At 55.2% G+C, this 19,922-nt stretch carries 22 protein-coding genes; 9 read left to right on the forward strand and 13 right to left on the reverse strand.

The annotated features are described in order from the left end of the window. Positions 1 to 9 precede the first annotated feature (9 nt). From pcaF to pcaD, 7 genes are all read right to left on the reverse strand, one after another. Positions 10 to 1,215, reverse strand: a complete 1,206-nt coding sequence (pcaF, locus tag M9H61_RS05450; RefSeq protein ID WP_250283817.1) for a 3-oxoadipyl-CoA thiolase — start codon at positions 1,213 to 1,215, stop codon at positions 10 to 12. Positions 1,216 to 1,238: 23 nt separating this feature from the next. Then, entirely contained in the window at positions 1,239 to 2,012 is a 774-nt protein-coding gene (locus tag M9H61_RS05455; protein WP_068517368.1) for a CoA-transferase subunit beta, read from the reverse strand. Positions 2,013 to 2,026: 14 nt separating this feature from the next. Continuing rightward, on the reverse strand, positions 2,027 to 2,881 hold the full coding sequence (locus M9H61_RS05460) for a CoA transferase subunit A (RefSeq protein ID WP_068517367.1): 855 nt from the start codon (positions 2,879 to 2,881) through the stop codon (positions 2,027 to 2,029). A 142-nt stretch (positions 2,882 to 3,023) separates the two neighbouring features. Then, a complete protein-coding gene (gene pcaG / locus M9H61_RS05465) occupies positions 3,024 to 3,611 on the reverse strand; it encodes a protocatechuate 3,4-dioxygenase subunit alpha (RefSeq protein WP_206927720.1) in 588 nt (195 codons plus the stop codon). A gap of 3 nt (positions 3,612 to 3,614) precedes the next feature. After that, the gene (pcaH, locus tag M9H61_RS05470) at positions 3,615 to 4,316 is read right to left on the reverse strand and encodes a protocatechuate 3,4-dioxygenase subunit beta (protein WP_068517365.1); all 702 of its coding nucleotides are present in this window, start codon (positions 4,314 to 4,316) and stop codon (positions 3,615 to 3,617) included. A gap of 5 nt (positions 4,317 to 4,321) precedes the next feature. Next, entirely contained in the window at positions 4,322 to 4,714 is a 393-nt protein-coding gene (gene pcaC / locus M9H61_RS05475; RefSeq protein WP_101246371.1) for a 4-carboxymuconolactone decarboxylase, read from the reverse strand. Beyond that, complete coding sequence (gene pcaD / locus M9H61_RS05480) at positions 4,707 to 5,507, reverse strand: 3-oxoadipate enol-lactonase (RefSeq protein WP_250283819.1); 801 nt, start codon at positions 5,505 to 5,507, stop codon at positions 4,707 to 4,709. The genes pcaC and pcaD overlap by 8 nt, the downstream gene beginning before the upstream one ends. 143 nt (positions 5,508 to 5,650) lie before the next feature. On the opposite strand from pcaD, the gene pcaQ reads away from it, so the two are divergent. From pcaQ to M9H61_RS05505, 5 genes are all read left to right on the forward strand, one after another. Next, positions 5,651 to 6,592: a pca operon transcription factor PcaQ gene (gene pcaQ, locus M9H61_RS05485; protein WP_068517362.1), complete on the forward strand. Its 942-nt coding sequence runs from the start codon at positions 5,651 to 5,653 to the stop codon at positions 6,590 to 6,592. A gap of 227 nt (positions 6,593 to 6,819) precedes the next feature. After that, positions 6,820 to 7,851, forward strand: coding sequence for a TRAP transporter substrate-binding protein (locus M9H61_RS05490; RefSeq protein WP_068517361.1), 1,032 nt, complete (start codon positions 6,820 to 6,822; stop codon positions 7,849 to 7,851). 96 nt (positions 7,852 to 7,947) lie between these two features. Continuing rightward, a complete protein-coding gene (locus tag M9H61_RS05495; protein WP_250283821.1) occupies positions 7,948 to 8,445 on the forward strand; it encodes a TRAP transporter small permease in 498 nt (165 codons plus the stop codon). Next, positions 8,438 to 9,829, forward strand: coding sequence for a TRAP transporter large permease (locus M9H61_RS05500; protein WP_250283823.1), 1,392 nt, complete (start codon positions 8,438 to 8,440; stop codon positions 9,827 to 9,829). The genes M9H61_RS05495 and M9H61_RS05500 overlap by 8 nt, the downstream gene beginning before the upstream one ends. Positions 9,830 to 9,976: 147 nt before the next feature. Continuing rightward, positions 9,977 to 10,960 carry a helix-turn-helix domain-containing protein gene (locus M9H61_RS05505; protein WP_228195637.1) on the forward strand — a complete coding sequence of 328 codons (984 nt, stop codon included), beginning with the start codon at positions 9,977 to 9,979 and terminating at the stop codon, positions 10,958 to 10,960. A gap of 54 nt (positions 10,961 to 11,014) precedes the next feature. On the opposite strand, the gene M9H61_RS05510 is transcribed toward M9H61_RS05505, so the two are convergent. The 3 genes from M9H61_RS05510 to M9H61_RS05520 all read right to left on the reverse strand — a co-directional run bounded on the left by M9H61_RS05510 (position 11,015) and on the right by M9H61_RS05520 (position 13,784). Beyond that, complete coding sequence (locus tag M9H61_RS05510) at positions 11,015 to 11,833, reverse strand: ABC transporter permease (protein ID WP_212733778.1); 819 nt, start codon at positions 11,831 to 11,833, stop codon at positions 11,015 to 11,017. Further along, the gene (locus M9H61_RS05515) at positions 11,823 to 12,596 is read right to left on the reverse strand and encodes an ABC transporter ATP-binding protein (protein ID WP_228195639.1); all 774 of its coding nucleotides are present in this window, start codon (positions 12,594 to 12,596) and stop codon (positions 11,823 to 11,825) included. The genes M9H61_RS05510 and M9H61_RS05515 overlap by 11 nt, the downstream gene beginning before the upstream one ends. A gap of 111 nt (positions 12,597 to 12,707) precedes the next feature. After that, on the reverse strand, positions 12,708 to 13,784 hold the full coding sequence (locus M9H61_RS05520; RefSeq protein WP_250283824.1) for an ABC transporter substrate-binding protein: 1,077 nt from the start codon (positions 13,782 to 13,784) through the stop codon (positions 12,708 to 12,710). A 431-nt stretch (positions 13,785 to 14,215) separates the two neighbouring features. Between M9H61_RS05520 and M9H61_RS05525 the strand changes: the two genes are divergently transcribed. Further along, positions 14,216 to 15,427, forward strand: a complete 1,212-nt coding sequence (locus M9H61_RS05525) for a TIGR03862 family flavoprotein (RefSeq protein WP_250283827.1) — start codon at positions 14,216 to 14,218, stop codon at positions 15,425 to 15,427. Here the strand turns inward: M9H61_RS05525 and M9H61_RS05530 are convergent. The 3 genes from M9H61_RS05530 to M9H61_RS05540 are packed head-to-tail and all read right to left on the reverse strand — an operon-like array spanning position 15,422 to position 16,610. Next, positions 15,422 to 15,955, reverse strand: a complete 534-nt coding sequence (locus tag M9H61_RS05530; RefSeq protein WP_250283829.1) for a hypothetical protein — start codon at positions 15,953 to 15,955, stop codon at positions 15,422 to 15,424. The genes M9H61_RS05525 and M9H61_RS05530 overlap by 6 nt on opposite strands. Positions 15,956 to 15,958: 3 nt before the next feature. Then, positions 15,959 to 16,342, reverse strand: coding sequence for a helix-turn-helix transcriptional regulator (locus tag M9H61_RS05535; protein WP_250283831.1), 384 nt, complete (start codon positions 16,340 to 16,342; stop codon positions 15,959 to 15,961). Positions 16,343 to 16,352: 10 nt separating this feature from the next. Continuing rightward, the gene (locus tag M9H61_RS05540; RefSeq protein ID WP_250283833.1) at positions 16,353 to 16,610 is read right to left on the reverse strand and encodes a type II toxin-antitoxin system RelE/ParE family toxin; all 258 of its coding nucleotides are present in this window, start codon (positions 16,608 to 16,610) and stop codon (positions 16,353 to 16,355) included. 545 nt (positions 16,611 to 17,155) lie between these two features. Here M9H61_RS05540 and M9H61_RS05545 point away from each other — a divergent pair. From M9H61_RS05545 to M9H61_RS05555, 3 genes are read left to right on the forward strand one after another with little or no spacing between them, the layout of a single operon-like run. Then, entirely contained in the window at positions 17,156 to 18,547 is a 1,392-nt protein-coding gene (locus tag M9H61_RS05545) for an MFS transporter (RefSeq protein WP_250283835.1), read from the forward strand. A 16-nt stretch (positions 18,548 to 18,563) separates the two neighbouring features. Further along, positions 18,564 to 19,031 carry a MarR family winged helix-turn-helix transcriptional regulator gene (locus tag M9H61_RS05550; RefSeq protein WP_250283837.1) on the forward strand — a complete coding sequence of 156 codons (468 nt, stop codon included), beginning with the start codon at positions 18,564 to 18,566 and terminating at the stop codon, positions 19,029 to 19,031. A 47-nt stretch (positions 19,032 to 19,078) separates the two neighbouring features. Beyond that, complete coding sequence (locus M9H61_RS05555; RefSeq protein WP_250283839.1) at positions 19,079 to 19,861, forward strand: siderophore-interacting protein; 783 nt, start codon at positions 19,079 to 19,081, stop codon at positions 19,859 to 19,861. Positions 19,862 to 19,922 lie beyond the last annotated feature (61 nt).

A 19,922-nucleotide genomic window follows, 5' to 3' on the forward strand; every position in this document is an offset into this window, starting at 1 on the left:
TTCCCGGGATCAGACTGCTTCAAGCGCAATCGCAATCCCCTGACCGACACCAATGCACATGGTCGCCAGTGCGTATTTGCCACCCGTGCGTTTCAGCTGAAGGGCCGCCGTACCGGCAATACGTGCACCCGACATGCCCAACGGATGACCAAGGGCAATCGCCCCACCATTCGGGTTCACACGCGCGTCATCATCGGCAATGCCAAGATCACGAAGGGTCGCAAGACCCTGGGATGCGAATGCTTCGTTCAGTTCGATGACATCAAGCTGATCAGTGGTCCAGCCCAGACGTGCCAGAAGCTTTTTCGATGCCGGTGCCGGGCCAAAGCCCATGATACGAGGGGCAACACCCGCCGTCGCACCGCCGACAACCTTGGCAATCGGTTTCAGGCCATATTTCTTGACCGCGGCTTCGGATGCCACGATCAGGGCAGCCGCCCCGTCATTGACGCCCGATGCGTTACCCGCCGTTACCGAACCGCCTTCGCGGAACGGGGTCGGCAATTTGGCAAGGGTTTCAACCGTGGTACCCGCACGCGGATGTTCATCGGTATCCACCACAACCGGATCGCCTTTGCGCTGGGGAATGGTCACCGGGGTGATTTCCTGGGCAAGGGTCCCGTTCTGCTGGGCAGCGACGGCCTTTTCCTGTGAGCGCACGGCAAAGGCATCCTGATCCCCGCGCGAAATGTTGAAATCTTCGGCAACGTTTTCACCGGTTTCGGGCATGGAATCCACACCGTACTGCTTTTTCATCACCGGATTGACGAACCGCCAGCCAATGGTGGTGTCATAGATTTCCGCATTGCGCGAAAACGCCGACGTTGCCTTGGGCATAACGAACGGTGCGCGTGACATGCTTTCAACGCCACCGGCAATCATCAGGTCGGCTTCGCCCGCCTTGATCGCGCGTGCGGCAATGATGATCGCATCCATGCCCGAACCGCACAGACGGTTGACCGTGGTTCCGGTCACGGTTTCGGGCAATCCGGCCAGAAGCGATGACATGCGTGCAACGTTGCGGTTGTCTTCACCTGCCTGGTTGGCACAGCCAAAGACCACATCGTCAACAGCACCAAAATCAAGATCGGGATTGCGTTCAACCAGTGCCTTGAGCGGCACCGCGCCAAGATCGTCGGCACGTACCTGTGACAGGCTGCCACCAAAGCGGCCAATCGGGGTACGGATGTAATCGCAAATATATGCGTCAGCCATTTCTAAGATCCTTGTTATTACTCTTACTGCTGACCCGCATGGGCCTTGGCGGTACGAGCATGCAGTTCACGAAGAACCTGCAATTCTTTCTCGGACGGGATCGCAGTTTCGGCGACTTCGTCGGCAAACTCAACATCCCAACCGGTATTTTCGATGATTTCTTCGCGGGTTACGCCCGGATGGATCGACGTCACGATGAACTGTTTGCCGACCGGATGCGGTTCCATGATGCAAAGATCGGTAATCAGACGCGACGGGCCTTTGGTATCCACACCATAGGACGCGCGGTCATCACCGCCCTTGCCATGACCAAGCGACGTCACGAAATCGATCTTTTCAACAAAGCCACGCTTGCTTTGTTTCATCACCAGGAAAACTTCGCCACAGCTGGTTGCGATTTCCGGCGCACCGCCACCGCCCGGAAGACGGACTTTGGGATTGTCGTAATCACCAATCACGGTGGTGTTGATGTTGCCATATTTATCAAGCTGGGCTGCACCAAGGAAACCAACCGAAATCTTGCCGCCCTGAAGCCAGTAGCGGAACATTTCGGGCACCGGAACCGTGTTCACAGCGGTTTCGCACAGTTCGCCATCACCGATCGACAGCGGCAGAACGTCCGGCTTGGTGCCAATCGTGCCACTTTCATAAATCAGGGTGATGTCAGGTGCATGGGTCAGACGGGCCAGGTTACAGGCCGCAGACGGCATACCGATACCAACAAAGCACACATCGTCGTTTTTAAGCGCGCGTGCGGCGGATACCGTCATCATTTCAGTCGGGGTATATTCAACCATGATCTTTTCTCCGCTTAGCCTTTGTTTGCTTCACGCTTGGCCGCGAAATCTTCGGGACCGCCATTCATGACATGTTCTTCGATCCAGGCCAGGAAGGCCTCCCGATCGCGGGCAATCGGATCCCATGCCTTGTAAAACGCGTTGTCGCGCTTGTAGTACCCCTGTGCGTAGGACGGATGCGCCCCACCCGGGATTTCAACAATCGCGGTAACTGCCCAGTTCGGCAGCATCACAGCGTTTGACGAGATATCGCCGAAATCATCAACGATCTCTTCGACCGTCACGATGGATTTCTTGGCGGCCAGAACCGCTTCTTTCTGAACACCAACGATGCCTTCAAACAGGACATCGCCCTTTTTGTTGGCTTTCTGGGCGTGAACAACCGTCACATCCGGGCGGATCGACGGAACCGCAGCCAGGCTTTCGCCGGTGAACGGGCATTTGATGAACTTGATGTTCGGGTTCACGCGCGGCAGTTCCGCACCACGATATCCCTTGAACACCGCACAGGGCAGACCGGCCGCACCGGCGTCATAGGCATTGGCCATCGCCGCGTGGGAATGTTCTTCGATCTCAAGCTTGTGCGGCCAGCTTTCCTGAACCGCTTCGCGCAAACGATGCAGCGAACCAACACCCGGGTTACCGCCCCAGGAGAAGATCAGTTTTTTGGCACAGCCGGCACCGATCAGCTGATCATAGATCATATCGGGCGTCATGCGGATCAGGGTCAGATCCTTGATCCCCTGACGGATGATCTCGTGCCCGGCAGCATGCGGGATAAGATGGGTGAAGCCTTCCATCGAAATGGTGTCGCCATCCTTAACGCAGGACGCGACAGCCTCTTTAAGCGACATGAAACGTGCAACCACGGTAAAACTCCTGTGGTATCAAACCAAAACAGAACAAAACAAATTCGGGGCAACTGCCCCGCATCATGCGGGAAATCGGATCGATGGCTGCGACCGCCGGCTTTCCCCAAAGCAGCGGACGCAGCCATCGGACCAGATCGGCCTACACGTCGAAGAACACGGTTTCCGCGTCCCCCTGCATGTGGATGTCGATCCGGTATTCGATCCCGCTTGGGGTTTCGACACGCTTGGCGATCAAGGTGTCGCGACGATCTGCCGGAACCGATTGCAGGACGGTGTCCCTGGCATTCAGTTCAGCTTCGTCGTCGAAGTAAAAACGGGTAAAGGCGTGAACAAGCATGCCGCGCATAAACACGATCACATTGACAAACGGGGCCTGGGCATCGGCAACGACGCCCGGCTTGACCGTATCAAACCAGAAACGGTTTTTGGCATCCGTACCCGTGCCGCACCGGCCAAGACCACGGAAACCGGCATCAGCAACATCGACCGGCTTTTCGCTGTAAACGCCGTCGGCATCGGCCTGCCAGATTTCGATCATCGCGTCATTGACCGGGTTGCCTTCGGCATCGAACACAGTGCCGGTGATGCGGATATGTTCACCTTTGGCATCCGGACCGGCAACAACCGGGTCGGCGATATCGGTAAAATCATAGCCATACTGACCTGCTGTCAGGCCATAGGCGAAATACGGACCAACCGTCTGTGAAGGGGTTTCACCATATGCCATGATTTAATTCTCCATCGGGGTGCCGTTGCGTCCGCGCAGGACAATGTCAAACTGATAACCCAGCGCAAAGCTTTCCTCGGTCTTGTCGATCGAGAATTTGGCAATCAGACGTTCGCGTGCGACCGGGTCTTCGGTGCCCAGGAAAATCGGATCAAGTTCAAGCAGCGGATCACCCGGGAAATACATCTGGGTCACCAGACGGGTGGCAAAGCCCGGACCAAACAGCGACAGGTGAATATGGTTCGGACGCCAGGCATTGAAATGGTTGCCCCACGGATAGGCGCCCGGCTTGATGGTATAGAATTTGTAATTTCCGTTTTCATCGGTCATGCAGCGTCCCGAACCGCGGAAGTTCGGATCAAGCGGCGCTTCGTGCTGATCAACCTTGTGCACGTAACGTCCTGCCGCGTTCGCCTGCCAGATTTCGACAAGAATGTTCGGCTGCGGGCGACCATCGGTATCCATGACACGGCCATGCACCACAATGCGTTCGCCAAGCGGTTCGCCGTTGGTGATCCCGTTTTTGGTCAGATCAAAATCAAGTGCACGCACACTGGCCGGGGCAAAACGCGGTCCGGTGCCTTCGGTCAGGCCGGACTTGATCGCCAGCGGCGGGCGCGACGGGCCACGCAGAATGGTGGACTTGTAGCCCGGAGCAATGAACGGGGCGTGGGATCCCCAGTCACGCGGTTTGAAAACGGACATTTAACTTACTCTCCCTTGGATGCCGCGTCGATCTCGGCATAGGCTTGTTTGGCGATGCGGAATGCCGTATTGGCGGCGGGAACGCCGGCATAGACCGCAACATGCATCAGGGTTTCACGGATATCATCGCGTGTCGCCCCGGTATTCAGGGTCGCCCGGATATGCATGGCGAGTTCTTCTTCGTGACCAAGCCCCGCAAGAAGGGCGATGGTAACGATGGACCGTTCGCGTTTGGTGAATGTGTCGCTGGTCCAGACACCATTCCAGACATTTTCAGTGATATAGCGCTGAAAACCTTCATCAATTTCGGTGATGTTTTTTGACGCACGATCCACATGCGCATCGCCCAGAACGGAACGGCGGGTTTTCATGCCAATGTCATACCGGCTCTCAGACAAGGTTCTTCTCCTTGGTAAATCGGTCGATCAACCGGGTCAGCAATTCCGGGGTTTCGATGCAGGGCAAATGCCCGACCCCGTCAATCAATTCAAATTCGGCATTCGGGATCATGGTCGCCATTTCGCGCACCACATCGGGCGGTGTCGCCAGGTCATCCGATCCACAGATACATAAGGTCGGAACCGCAATCTTGCCCGCGGCTTCGCGCAGATCACCGTCGCGCAGCGCCACACAGGTGCCGATATAGCCGGCCTCTGTCGTGCGCACGAGCATGTCGCGATACATCGCGGTTTCAAGCGGACGGTCCTTGCGGAACGTCGGCGACAACCAGCGTTCCATGATCGCATCGCCCAGAACATCAATCCCGTCAGCCTTGATGGCTTCGATCCGGGTATTCCAGCCGTTATAATCACCAAGCTTGGGGGCGGTATCACAAAGGATCAGGCCGCGAACGCGTTCGGGCTGCACTTGCGTGACTTTCTGGGCAATCAGTCCGCCAACCGAAAGACCGCAAATGATCACCTTGCCAAGGCCAAGATGATCAAGCAGCCCGATCAGGTCATTGGCATGCAGCGCAATGTCATATGGCGCATCACCGATGCCTGACAATCCATGACCGCGCTTGTCATAGGTCACAATATTGAAACGGTCAGACAATGCCGCAACAACATCATCCCAGATGCGCAGATCGGTACCAAGCGAGTTCGAAAACACCAGCACAGGCGCGTCTTTCGGCCCGGACTGGCTGTAATGGATATGTGTCCCGTTGATCGGGGCGACTTGTAGACTCATGTCGTTTCCACCCTGCTTATTTGCGCACAATTTCGCAGATGGTTTTGGTTATGTAAAATGAGGAATTGCGTATTTTGCATAACTATATAATTATGCATTGTGTTCTGATTACTTTATTCTACAACGACGCGACGTAGGCACACATGCTTGATCAACGCATTAAATTCCGTCATCTGACCTGTTTTCTGGAAGTCGCGCGTCAGCGCAGCGTTGTCAAGGCCGCCGACACCCTGTCCATCACCCAGCCCGCCGTTTCCAAGACCATCCGCGAACTTGAAGAACATCTTGATGCGCGGCTGTTTGACCGGTCCAAACGCGGCGTGACCCTGACCGATTTCGGCAAGGTTTTCCTGCGATATGCTGGGGCCAGCGTCACCGCCCTTCGCCAGGGTGTCGACAGCATCAGCCAGGTCCGCATGCAGGGCGGTCTTTCGATCAATCTTGGTGTATTGCCGACCGTTGCCGCCAGCGTCATGCCCAATGCCATCCGCCGGTTCAAATCCCTTAGTCCCGACACAACGGTCAAGGTGGTTGCCGGGCCGAACGTGATGCTGATGGGACAATTGCGCGTTGGTGAACTTGATCTTGTGGTTGGACGACTGGCCGAACCCGATCAGATGTCGGGCCTGTCATTCATACATTTATATTCGGAACATATTTCGCTGGTGGCGCGTCCGGGGCATCCGTTGCTGACCGATGAAAATCCCGACATTACGCGTATCCGCGAATTCACCGTTCTGGTGCCGCCCAAACATGCGATCATTCATCCGACGGTCGACAAAATGCTGATTGCCCATGGCATCGGTGCCCTTCCCGACCGGATCGAAACGGTTTCAACATCGTTCGGGCGCGCCTTTACGCGCGAAACCGATGCGATCTGGATCATCTCGAACGGGGCTGTTGCATCTGACATCGCCGAGGGCCATCTTGTTGAATTACCGATAGATACCAGTGACACTTTTGGACCCGTCGGGTTGACGACCCGGATTGACTCGCCGATTTCACCGCCTGTCGAGATGCTGATCAATGCTGTGCGCGAAGAAGCGGCACTGCATCACGCAACCCATTCAGGCCTTAATACATAATCGTTTGGTTATGCAAATGTGCGGACATATCATTATACATAACCATCACGTGCCCATTAGATTGGTTCCAATTCGGTATGGCAGAATTGCACCAAACGCAGGCCATTCCAAAAATAATAATAAAAACAACAACCAAGTATCTTGGAAAACTTCGCACGCTAGATGCGCATCATGGCTGAAACGTTTGTCGGCGTCATGACCGCGACAAGACGTTCAAAGGAGGAAGAATGAAACACATCACCAAATTGCTTGCGGGTGCAGCTGTTGCGACCATGGTGTCGTTCGGCGCACACGCACAGGAAGTCACGCTTACGATCCACCATTTCCTTGGTCCGAAGGCACCGGCACAGTCCAAAATGATTGAGCCGTGGGCAAAGAAAATCGAAGAAGAATCAAACGGCCGTATCAAGTTTGAAATCTTCCCGTCCATGTCGCTTGGCGGCAACCCGCCGGAATTGTACCGTCAGGTTCGTGACGGCGTTGCAGACATCGTCTGGACCCTTCCGGGTTACACCCCGGGCGTATTCCCGCGCATCGAAGTTTTCGAACTGCCGGGCGTGCATCTTGGTGACGCGCGCGCAACCAACCTTGCGATGTGGGATCTCAAGGACGAATTCGCCGAAGACCTTAAAGACATCCACCCGCTGGCGGTTCACGTCCATGCCGGTCAGGCCATCCATCTGACGGAAAAGGAAGTCCGCACGGTTGATGACGTCAAAGGTCTGAAACTGCGTACCCCGACCCGTACCGGTTCCTGGGTTATTGAATCCTGGGGCGCAGAGCCGGTTGGCATGCCGGTCCCGGCCCTGCCGCAGGCACTGTCGCTTGGCGTGGTCGATGGCGGTCTGGTTCCGTTCGAAGTTGTTCCGCCGCTGAAACTGGCTGAACTGATTTCCTATTCTGTTGAAGGCGAAGGCGTGAATTCGCGCTTTGGCACCTCGACCTTCCTGTTTGCAATGAACAAGGATCGTTACGAAAGCCTTCCGGATGATCTCAAGGAAATCATCGATCGCAACTCCGGCCGCGACTTCGCAGCCGAAATTGGCGATGTCTTCAACAATGTTGAAGAAGTCGGCAAGAAAATGATCAACGAAGGCAAGGGTCAGGTTGTCAAACTGACTGCCGCTGAAAAAGCGACCTTCGATGATGCCGCTGCCTCGGTCGTTGATCGCTGGATCGAAGAATCCAAATCCAACGGCATCGACGGCGCGAAACTCGTCGAAGACGCAAAAGCAGCCGTTCTGGCCCATACCAAGTAACGATATCAAGTTACTGGAAAATCTTGTGGGGTCACGTATCATACCGATGCGTGACCCTGTTTTTCCCGCTAGATTGCCCTCTAGATTGTAAGACATATGAAAAACGTGCTCTACAAGGCTGCATCATGGTTCGCCGTTATCGGTGGCCTGCTTGCCCTGCTGATTGCCGTTGTAACGATTGTCAACGTTACCGCCTTTGGTCTGGACAAGATCGCCCGGCTGTTTGACGCGAACTTTCCGGCCATTATCGGCTATGAAGATTTCGTCAGCATGATTGTCAGCTCGGCTGCCCTGATGTTCTTCCCCTACTGCCAGGCACATCGCGGTCACGTTGCCGTTGATGTGTTCATCAAAATGTTCCCGGACGGGTTTGCCCGCGTAATTGACGTGGTTTCAAGCATTCTCATGACCGGACTGGCGCTGTTCCTTGGTTATATGATGGTCAATGGCCTGATCGAGGTTCGTGGCGACAATACCCTTTCGGCAATTCTCGGCTGGACCATCTGGCCGTTCTATGTCCCGGGCATCGTTTCGATGTTCCTGTGGGCGGCCATTGCCGGAAGTCAGATTTTCGAAAGAGAGGCCGATGTCTGAGCGCGAATTGATCGGCCTTGGTGGCCTTGCTGTTCTCTTTTTCGTTCTGGCTTTGCGTGTTCCCGTCGGCCTTGCCATGGTTGGCGTTGGCATTGGCGGCAACTATGTGCTGAGCCTGTTTTTCCCGTTCCTGCGTTTCGACCCCTATCTTCAGCAGTTCAAATCGCTGCTGTACGGGATTGTGTCGAACTATGAATTGTCGGTCGTTCCGCTGTTTGTTCTGATGGGATATCTGGCAAGTCAGGCCAATCTGTCACGCGATCTGTTCCAGGGGGTGAATGCCATTCTGGGCCGGTTCCGTGGTGGTGTTGCCATGGCAGCCATCGGGGCCTGTGCCGGTTTTGGTGCGGTATGCGGATCATCGCTTGCCACCGCATCGACCATGGGCAAGGTTGCCCTTCCGGAACTTGATCGTCTGAAATATTCACCGCGTCTGGCAACCGGCACGCTGGCGGCTGGCGGCACGCTTGGCATTCTGATCCCGCCATCGGTCGCATTGGTGATTTATGCGGTCACGGTCGAAGCATCGATCATTCAGATGTTCCAGGCCGCGATCATTCCGGGTTTGATTGCCGTTGTGTTCTTTATGGCCGTAATCGCCATTCAGGTCCGTCTGAACCCGTCGCTGGCCCCGAAACCCGAACCGATGCCGCCCGCCGAACGCAAGGAAGCGTTGCTGCGTCTGATCCCGGTCATGGTGATTTTCGGATCCATCATTCTGGGTCTTGGTGCCGGTCTGTTCACGCCGACCCCGGCCGCCGGTGTGGGTGTGTTCGCGATCCTGGTTTACGGCGCCTATATGCGCTGGCGCGGCAAAGGCGGCCTGTCATGGGAAGGCCTGCGCCAATCGCTTAAGGATACGGCGATCACATCTTCGATGATTTTCTTCATCCTGCTGGGTGCGGAAATCCTCAAGGGCTTTTTCAGCCGTGCCAACCTTCCGGCCTATATGGCAGAAGCAGCCGCAACCAGTGGCCTTGACCCGTGGCTGATCATGGTTCTGATGCTGATGGCGCTGATCCTGCTTGGCTGCTTCATGGAAAGTCTTTCCATGATTGTGGTTGTGATCCCGTTCTTCTGGCCTGCCCTTGTTGATATCAATGGTGGCGACTGGGCAACGGCGGCGACCGCGGCCTATGGCATGGGGACCGAGGACCTTAAAATCTGGTTCGGTATCCTTGCACTCATTGTCGTGGAGCTGGGGTTGATAACCCCGCCGGTCGGACTGAACGTCTTTATCATCAACGCGCTGGCCAAGGGTGTCCCCATGAGCCAGACCTTCCGCGGGGTGATGCCGTTCTTCGGGGCCGAGATCATTCGTATTCTGCTTTTGATCTTTGTGCCGGTCCTGACATTGTTCGTCCCATCGATACTGGGCGGATAGCCGAAACATTACTGATCATAAAAGCCCGCCACACCCCTGTGGCGGGCTTTTCTTTTGGGCATTTTTGGTCCCTTTTGGTCCTGTCTGAAACCGGATAGACTTCATTCAAGCCCGATCACCATCGTCTGGAACTCCATCAGGATCCCCATGCGCAACAGCATTCCGATTTACAAACTGTATGGCGAACGCGACGCCCATCGCGCGCAATCGCCAATCGACGCGTTTGACCGGGATGTGTCCGATGGTTTCGCCGATGATTTTCCCGATGGCGCGGAAACCAGCGAACAGCAACCGATCACCGAACCGGAATTCTTTCATCTTGAAAGCATCCCGGAACGGTCGCGCCTGCATGATTTACACATCAAGCCGCACCGTCACACCAATCTGTTTCAGTTGCTTTACATCACCCGGGGCACAGCCGAAATCAGCTTTGATGACCAGAACCTGACCATGCAGGCCGGGCAGCTGATTACTGTCCCGCCGGGCACGGTGCATGGTTTCAAATTCAGTGATGATATTGATGGCTGGGTCATTTCCCTGACCGATCATCATCTTCAGGAAATTCTGGCCCCGGCCCCCAAACTGCTCGCCCGGCTTGATCAGGCGATCTGTGTTGATACCAATCTTGACCCCGATCAGAACCAGCCATCCGGGCCGGTTGATTTCCTGATTTCACAGTTGGCGCGCGAATATTACAGCCACAATACCGGGCGTCTGTTTGCGCTTCGTCATATTCTGGGATTGCTGTTGCTTGATGTCGGGCGGATCGCGCCACAAGGTGATCCGGCCCATCTGTCGCGTCAGGAACAGAAAACCGCGAAATTTCGCAAATTCCAGATGCTGGTCGAACGGTTTTACAAACATCACAAACCGCTTGAATTCTATGCCCGCGAAATCGGCGTCACCACCACCCAGCTCAACCGCATTGCCAAGGATATCTATGGCATGACCGCAAGCGAGGTGTTGCAAAACCGCCTGATGCTGGAGGCCAAGCGCACCCTGATCTATACCGACATCGCGGTTCAACAAATCGCCGGTGAACTCGGCTTTCGCGATGCCGGATATTTTTCGCGTTTCTTTGCCAAAAAGGCCGGCATGCCGCCGGCCAGGTTCCGGGCCGATCACAGATAAAAAAAGCCGGACAATCGTTACAATTGTCCGGCTTTTCTGTGTTTTGTGAAGGACCTAGCGCCAGCCAAGCAACCAGCGATCCAGCCGCCCCAGCAGCCAGGATACGCACAATCCCAGCAGCGACAAAACCACCACACCGGCAATCAGCTGATCGGTTTGGTACAGGTTGCCTGCCGCAAGAATAAGTGCACCAATCCCGTATTGTGCCCCAATCATCTCGGCTGCGATCAGAAGGATAATCGCGATCGAGGAGGAAATACGAAACCCCGACAGGATGGTTGGCAATGCACCGGGCAGGATGATCTTGCGGATCACCGACCACATCGGCATGTCAAAGCTTTGCCCCATGCGGATCAGATTTCGCTGGACGTTATCGACCCCGCCAAAGGTGTTGATCACGGTCGGGAAAAACACGCCAAAGGCAATGGTGGCAAATTTTGACGGCTCGCCAATGCCAAACCAGATGATAAACAGCGGCAAAAGCGCGATTTTCGGGATCGGGAACAGGGCGGATACCAATGCCACACCGGGCGAACGCGCCCAGGTAAACATGCCGACCATAAACCCGACGATCAGGCCCGCAACCGTCCCCATCACCCAGCCGCCAACAAGGCGCTGAAGCGATGCCGCCAGATGGCGCCAAAGATCACCTGACACAATCAATTGCCAAAGTGCCTGGGCCACCGCGACCGGGCTTGGCATTGCCAGTTCGGAAATAAACCCGGTGCTTGATCCCAATTGCCAAAGGGCAATCACCACCACAAAGCTTGCCCATGCGGCAACCGGGTTGGCCTTGGGATTAAAGCCGGTGGCGCGAAAACGGACCTTGTTATCCGCGCCATCAGAAGTGCTGTTTGCGACCTCATGCGACATTTTCAAGCTCCTTGTCCGCGGCAATCGCCTCATCCCGGATCAGGTTCCAAAGCGCCTGTTCATGGGCAACAAGTTCGGCCATGCCCTCAGCCCGGTCGCTGATCGGGATATCGATGCTGTGGATTTCCTTGATCGTGCCCGGACGGCGGCGCAGCGCCACCACCCGATGGGCCAGACGCACCGCCTCGTTCAGATTGTGGGTGACATAAACCGCGGTCATGCCGGTGCGCGCAAATAGATCAGAAAATTCATCAAGCAACAGAATGCGGGTCTGCGCATCAAGGGCCGATAACGGTTCATCCATCAACAGCACCGCCGGGCGCACCGCAAGGGCACGGGCAATGCCGACGCGTTGCTTCATGCCACCAGACAGCTGTTTGGGATAGGCATCGCGGAAATCCGACAGATTGGTTTGCGCCAGAACTTCTTCGATCCGGGCATCCCGTTCGGCTTTGGACAATGGATGGTCTTCAAGCACCAGACTGATATTGCCCGCAACCGTACGCCAGGGCAGCAATGCAAAATCCTGAAACACATATGTCAGCGGGTTAAGGCACCCTTCGGGTTTGGCCTGATCATCAATCAGGACGTCACCGGAACTGGGTTTGAGCATCCCGCCAATGATCGACAAAAGCGTCGATTTCCCGCAGCCCGAAGGCCCGATCAGGGCAACGACCTCGCCCGGTTCAATCGTCAGATCAATGTCGCGCAATGCTTCGACCTGATCATAGCGATGGCTGACATTTTTGATGGTAAGCCGCATGGCCAACTCTTTGGATAATTAACATTCGTGGTGGCAATTCGGGAAAACAGGCATCCCAAAGACAACCGGGCCGAACGCAACAGTTCCGGCCCGGTTTGAAATCACATCCGCTTACTGGCCAAGCGGCGCGATGAAGCTGGTATCGATGAAGGTATCGGGATCGGCGCTTTCGGAAACATAGCCGCGCTCCTGATACCATTTGACCTGTGCCTTGACGTCTTCGACATCAAGCTTGCCTTCCTCGGTGATGAACATCGCGCCATTGCGGATTTTCGGATAGGCCTTCTCTGCCGTGTCATCGGCATAGACATATTTGTGAACGATTTCGAGGATCTCGTTCGTGGTATCGCTTTCAATCAGCTTGCCATCCGCATCGGTCGCCAGAAGGCCCGCACGGTAATCAGCCACACCTTTCTGATAGGCGCGCACGAATTTCTCGACCACGTCACGGCGTTCTTCGACATTCTTGGTCGACGTGAAAAGACCTCCAACCTGATAAGGCACATAATCCTTCACCCAGCCGATGATATGGACCGCACCGGCATTTGCCAGCGGCTTGGCAATGTGCGGTACGATGATCATGCTGTCGACCTGCCCGCTTTTAAGCGCCCCGATCATGTTCGGAACCGATTGCAGCGGCTTCAGCTCCATACTGTCGATATCAACGCCAGCCTTTTCCGCGACATTGCCGATCATGTAATGGAAGCTTGATCCAACCTGCGACAGGGCAAAGCTGTGCCCGCCCAGTTTGTCAACCGACGTCAAACCGGCCTCATAGGCGGCATTGGATGCAAGGATCGCCGATCCGTCATAGCCCGGATCTTCATGAAGCTGTGCACCGATTACCTTAAGCGCGCCTTTGCCCGCCAGGTTAAAGAACCCGCCGGTGAAGGCCGTGACGCCAAAATCGGCATCGCCCGATGCAATCGCAACGGCAACCGGCTGTGCGGCGCGGAAGAACGTGATTTCCGCATCAAGCCCCTCGTCCGCGAAATAGCCCTTTTCCTTGGCGATAAACAACGGCGAGCTTGAAACAAAGGTCAGTGCCGCAATGTTGATTTTCTCGGCCGCCTGCGCAGCCCCCTGCCCGAATGACACCGCGCCAAATGCAATGGCGCCAAGTGCGGTTGCCAGCATGGAACGACGGGTAATCGCGCCGATCCCCTTCACCAGATCGTAAGAACGCATGTTTCCTCCTGTTGGTCGTCTTTTGGTTTGTTTGCCTCTTCTGATTTTTTGTTATCCGAAATGCCGACAAATTGCCAATGTTTGGCGCAAACTGCGACAAAAAGGGTCGAATTCACCCAAGAGCCCGCAATTCATGAAATGATATTTCATCATCACCTGATACAGGCGAGAAATCCCTGCGACCCCGTCCCCATATGCGGTTGAGAATGCTCGATACTTGCCAATCTCCCGTACCCTTGCGTTTTGCACTCGCCCCGATGGGTGCCCGCCTGTGCGGGCGTGACGTATCGGGTTTGGCCCCGCCCTTTTCACCGGTACGACGGCGCGGGCCTCTCACCACCAGCACCACAGGATCATCAGCACAAATTGCCAATCCCCGCCAAAGAAGCTAAAACCGCCCAACAGAACCACATCGCATCACAAGGCCGATCATGACCACAGCCAGCACGCCCGTAAAGCCAGCCCCGAATGGCAAAACCGCCATGGTGATCGGTGCCGGTCCGGCTGGCCTGATGGCGGCAGAACGGCTGGCGGGTGATGGTTATGCGGTCACGATCTATGAAGGCATGCCAAGTGCCGGGCGCAAATTCCTGATGGCCGGGAAATCGGGGCTTAACATCACCCATGGCGAAGACCTTGAAACTTTCCTGACCCGCTATGGTGCGTCACGCGCCCGCCTTGAACCGCATTTGCGCAAATTCGGCCCCGCCCAAATCCGCGACTGGTGCGCGGGGCTTGGTGTTGAAACCTTTGTCGGCTCATCTGGCCGGGTCTTTCCGACCGCGATGAAGGCAAGCCCGCTTTTGCGTGCCTGGTTGCGACGCCTTGATGGGTTGGGTTGCGTGATCCATTACCGCCATTACTGGACTGGCTGGAAAGATGCCGGTCAGGCGGTTTTCAAAACGCCCGATGGCGACGTGACGGCAGATGCCGATATCACCATCCTCGCCCTTGGTGGCGGAAGCTGGAAACGGTTGGGATCGGACGGCAAATGGATGGAAATCCTGATGAATGCCGGGATCAAATGCAACCCGTTCAAACCGGCCAATTGCGGCTTTGACATCGACTGGACGGATCATCTGATCGACAAATGTGCGGGGTCCCCCGTGAAGGCCGTGACGCTGACCTGCGGCACCCAGACCGTGCGCGGCGAGTTCGTGATTTCCAAAACCGGGATTGAAGGCAGTGCGGTTTACGCCATATCCGCCACGCTTCGCGATCAATGGCTTGAAACCGGCGTTGGCATCCTGACGCTCGACCTCTGCCCCGACAGAACACTTGATGACGTCACCACCCGCCTTGCCAAACCACGCGGCAAAAACTCGCTTGGCAATCATTTGCGCAAAACACTCGGCCTTGATGCCACCAAAACCGCCCTGATCTTCGAAGTCACCCCGCGCGACATTCAAAACGATCCGGCCAAACTGGCAACGGCGATCAAAAACCTCCCCCTTAAAATCAAAAAGCCCCGCCCAATCGACGAGGCCATCAGCACCGCAGGCGGTGTGGCATGGGAAGAACTCGACGAGAATTTCCAGCTCATCAAACGCCCGGGCACCTATTGCCTTGGCGAGATGGTCGATTGGGAGGCCCCGACGGGGGGGTATTTGTTGAGTGGGTGTTTTACCACTCCTCTACTATAGTTTACCTATAAGGTATTCTCCAAAAGAATGACTATATATCAGAGAGAACAATGCAAGGATGCTTGGTATACCAGCCTCTGACAGAAACCAAACAATTCTTTTGGTACGGGCTATTGATACACTTCTTTCTTTGAATTCGTCTTCGACCTCAATCCGAAACATTATTTTCATATTTCGCAGATCATCCTCATTCGAAGTAGAAATTTCCCTTCTTTCAGCAATCTTCTCTATTGCCTCTTTAATTCTTCCCAAACGAATATCTGAATTAAACTCAACCAACCTAACGCAATACATAAGCAAGAAGTAGGCCGTCAACATTTTCGCGAACACTACAGCAAAACGGCTATCCAATTCGACTGAGAGACCAAGAAAACTTATCTGCCCACTGGTGATGGTCAAGTGGTTCAGAAATATCACCATCATAGACGAAGCAACGAGTGCTTTTCGCGCCTTCTGAAGATCAGCATGATCCAATAACGCCAACAACACTTGAACCTCCCTCAAAAAATTACAGACAAAAACTGCCAACAATCAATCTTGCGCCCAAGGTTCCAAGTCATTTACATCCACTTTGAACATTGACGCAACTTTCAGCGCCAACTTCTTTGAAAGCGACCGCACCCCGCGCTCAACGGCACCTATATAAACGCCTGTCACCCCGACCTTTTCGCCCAACTCTTCCTGCGTCATATCGTAATACTCGCGGTAAACGCGGACCGGATTTTCTCCAGAACTTAGGCGTTTGATCACCGTAGCAGGGAAGCGCACACCGTCGTCCTGTGTCACAGCTTGGCGATAAGCCATGAGCTCCATTTCATCCTCGGTCGGTTTGAATACCTTCACATATTCATCCCACGGCACGACGGCAAATTCGGGTTTGTCATCCTTGTAAATAATCTGATGGGACGCGTTCATCGCCGGTCTCCTAAAGCTTGTCGTAAATGTCGCCACGCGGGCCGATTTTGATCACGTCAAGAATGATGCCATCCTCGGTATAGATCACCCGATATTGCCCAACGCGCAGTCTGCTCGCAGCAACACCCTTAAGCGGTTTGATATCAAGATCAGTACGCAACGGGTTTTCAGCAAGCAGATCAATCTTCGCCAAGATCGTTTCGCGTATCTTTGCAGGGATTTTGCGCAGGGCCTTTCTGGCCTCGCGGGCATAGACGACCTGCAACATACCTTACCCCTTTTTCGCAAACTTTTAATAACATTTACACAAACAAATAGAAACTTATTTCGCAAAGCTCTAATGACAATGCACCGTCCCGGCTTTGCGATCCATGTGGCAACACTGACCAGGCGGGGAGCTTTTGCGGCAGCCACCGCCATGTTCGATCTGTTGATCAACGATTGCTGGTTCTGATCCGGCTTGTGCTGGCGCGGGGTGTGCGCCAAGCGCAATCATTGCTGTGATGGCGAGCATCATTGCGGTTTTCATATTCTGTCCTCCCTGTTCATTTCCTTGATGTTACGCCCCAATGGCGCGGATCGGAACTACCCGGAAGTGCAGGCCTCAAAATATAGTTGACACAATCAACCATTTTCATGTAGTTGATATAGTCAACCAATTAAGGATACGGATACATAAGCTTTTCGCCCCCATTCCCCGGCTTCTGTGTCCGCCCCGCACCCCTCGCGTATCACCGAATTGCGCAGTGCTTTGTCGTCCGTTCGGGACGAGCCGTTCTGCGTTGCCAAGAAGACTGAAAGTGAAATCGCCCCATGAAGATTTCGACGACCATTTACCCGGACGGATTGCCAAGCCCGCGGGCCGGATTTGCCGCAATGGCGGTGTTGCTGACCATCATGATGGCCGTGCTTGACGGCACGATCATGAATGTCGCCCTTCCGATCATTGCGCAGGATCAGGGCGTTTCGCCCGCCCATGCCATCTGGGTTGTCACCGCCTATCAGCTGGCGATTGTTGTTTCCTTATTGCCGTTGGCCGCCCTTGGCGAGGCCATCGGTTTTCGCAAGGTTTATCTGAGCGGGATTGCGATTTTCGGAATTGCATCATTCCTGTGTGCCATGGCCCCGAATATCGAGTTTCTGACTGCTGCGCGCGTGTTGCAGGGTCTTGGCGGTGCCGCATTGATGAGCATTAATGGCGCGGTCATGCGCCATATCTTCCCGCAGGCCAAGCTGGGTCGCGCCATTGGCTGGATCGCCATGACGGTATCGGTGTCGGCCGCGGGCGGCCCAACCATCGCATCGGCCATTCTGGCGGTTGCAAGCTGGCACTGGCTGTTTTTGATCAATGTGCCGATTTCGATCCTGGCGATCATTGTCGGCTATTTCACCCTGCCCTTTAACGCGCCAAGCCGCACCCGGTTTGATTTCATCAGCGCGTTTTTGAATGTGCTGACCTTTGGCGGGTTGATTTCGGCCCTTGGCAATGTCGGCACCGAAAGTGCCCCAGCCCTGATTGGCGCGCAATTTGCCGTGGCGGTCATTGCCGGTGCGTTTCTGGTGCGGCGTCAATTGTCAAAGGACCGGCCGATGTTGCCGCTTGATCTGTTGAAGCTGCCGGTTTTTGCCTGTTCCATCGGATCATCGATTTGCGGTTTCTGTGCGCAGATGATTGCGTTCGTTACCCTGCCATTCTATTTCCATGACGTGCTGGGTTATAGCGCGACTGTCACCGGACTTTTGATGACGCCATGGCCGCTTGCCACCGCGGTTGCCGCCCCGGTTGCCGGACGGCTGGCCGATAAATATTCGCCGATCCGTCTGACCGGGCTTGGCATGATGGTGTTTGCGATCGGGCTTTATGCCATTACCTTTGTCCCGGAAGGCGGGAGCTATGCCGGGATTATCGGCGCGCTTGCCCTGTGCGGGATCGGGTTCGGGCTGTTTCAGGCGCCCAATAACCGCCTGATGCTGACATCGGCACCGCGTGATCGTTCCGGCGGGGCCAGTGGCATGTTATCGACCGCGCGCCTGACCGGGCAATCGGTGGGTGCGGCACTGGCCGCGATCCTGATTGGCACCGGCGGCGGGTTTGAGCTTGATACCATCATGATGGTGGCAAGTGGTGCGGCCCTGGCATCGGCGCTGATTTGCGAAGGTCGTCGCCATGCCCTTCGTACCGGCCTGATTGCCGCGAATGTGTGATAAAGCGAGAAAGATCATGATCGAACAGGATCAGGCACAAGACCAGGCATCGGATAAGGCACATGTCCCGGGTGAAACCCTGCATCGGCTTGTTCATGCCTATAAACGCAGTCTGATGAATGCGATGGTCGATGCCGATATGCCGATGCCGATTTCACACAAACGCGTGATGAAATGGATCATCCGCATTCCGGGCATCACCGCCCAGCAAATGGCCGAAAAATCCGGTCAGGACAAAGGCCGCATCACGCGGCTTTTGAAAGAACTTGAAAATGACGGGCTGATTGAACGCCGCCCGCACCCGATCGATCGACGCAGCCAGACACTGCATTTGACAGCCGCAGGCGAGACCCGCATGGAAGCATTCCGCGCGGTCGAGCAAGATGTCAGAACCCGAATGACACGCGGTCTTACCCCCCAACAAATCAGGGATTTTGTCGAAATCGCCAATCTTATGGCTGATAACCTTGATCCCTGCGGATAGGACATGGTGCAAAAAACAAACCGCACCAAAGGACTTAGGAGTTTCTCATGAACAGACCTGCCCCGCGCGATCTTGTCGTGATCGCAAAAAAGCAAGTCACCCCCAATATGCTGCGCGTTACCCTTGGCGGTGACGGCATGGCAGGCTTTCCCGAAGACCAGGAAAGCGCCTATGTCAAACTGATCTTTCCGATTGATGGCGATGACAAGGACCGGGTATTGCGCCGGACCTATACCGTGCGTCATGACCGCATGACCGATCAGGGCCGCGAGATCGATCTTGATTTCGTCATGCATGGCGATGGGTCAGATCACAATGACCATGGTGGCCCGGCATCAAACTGGGCGGTCAATTGCAAGCCCGGCGATGTGATCACGGTCGGCGGTCCCGGCCCGAAAAAGCTGCTCGATCCGGATGCCGACTGGTTCCTGATTGTCGGGGATATGACGGCCCTTCCCGCGGTTTCGGTCAATCTCGAAACGCTGGGGGCCGATGCACGTGGCTATGCGGTGATCGAAGTACGCTCGGAAGCCGATATTCAGCCCCTTGCCAAGCCCGACAACATCACCATCGAATGGGAGATCAATCCGCGTCCGGGCGAAGTCAGCAACGCCCTTGTTAATGTGGTCAAAAAGCTTCCCTGGGGCGATGGACGCCCGTCGGTCTGGGCGGCATGTGAATTCACCGCAATGAAGGAACTGCGCAGCTACTTCCGCGAAGAACGCGGCCTTGGCAAGGATGATCTTTATATTTCAAGCTATTGGAAACTTGGCATGAATGAAGACAACCACAAGGTCATCAAATCCGAAGATGCCAAGACAGCGGCCTGATCGCAGCGATCCGACAGACAAAAAAAACGCCCCGGGAAACAAAGCCCGGGGCGTTTTTATT

Origin of the sequence: Thalassospira sp. GO-4, assembly GCF_023588965.1 — a bacterium.
GTDB lineage: Bacteria > Pseudomonadota > Alphaproteobacteria > Rhodospirillales > Thalassospiraceae > Thalassospira > Thalassospira povalilytica.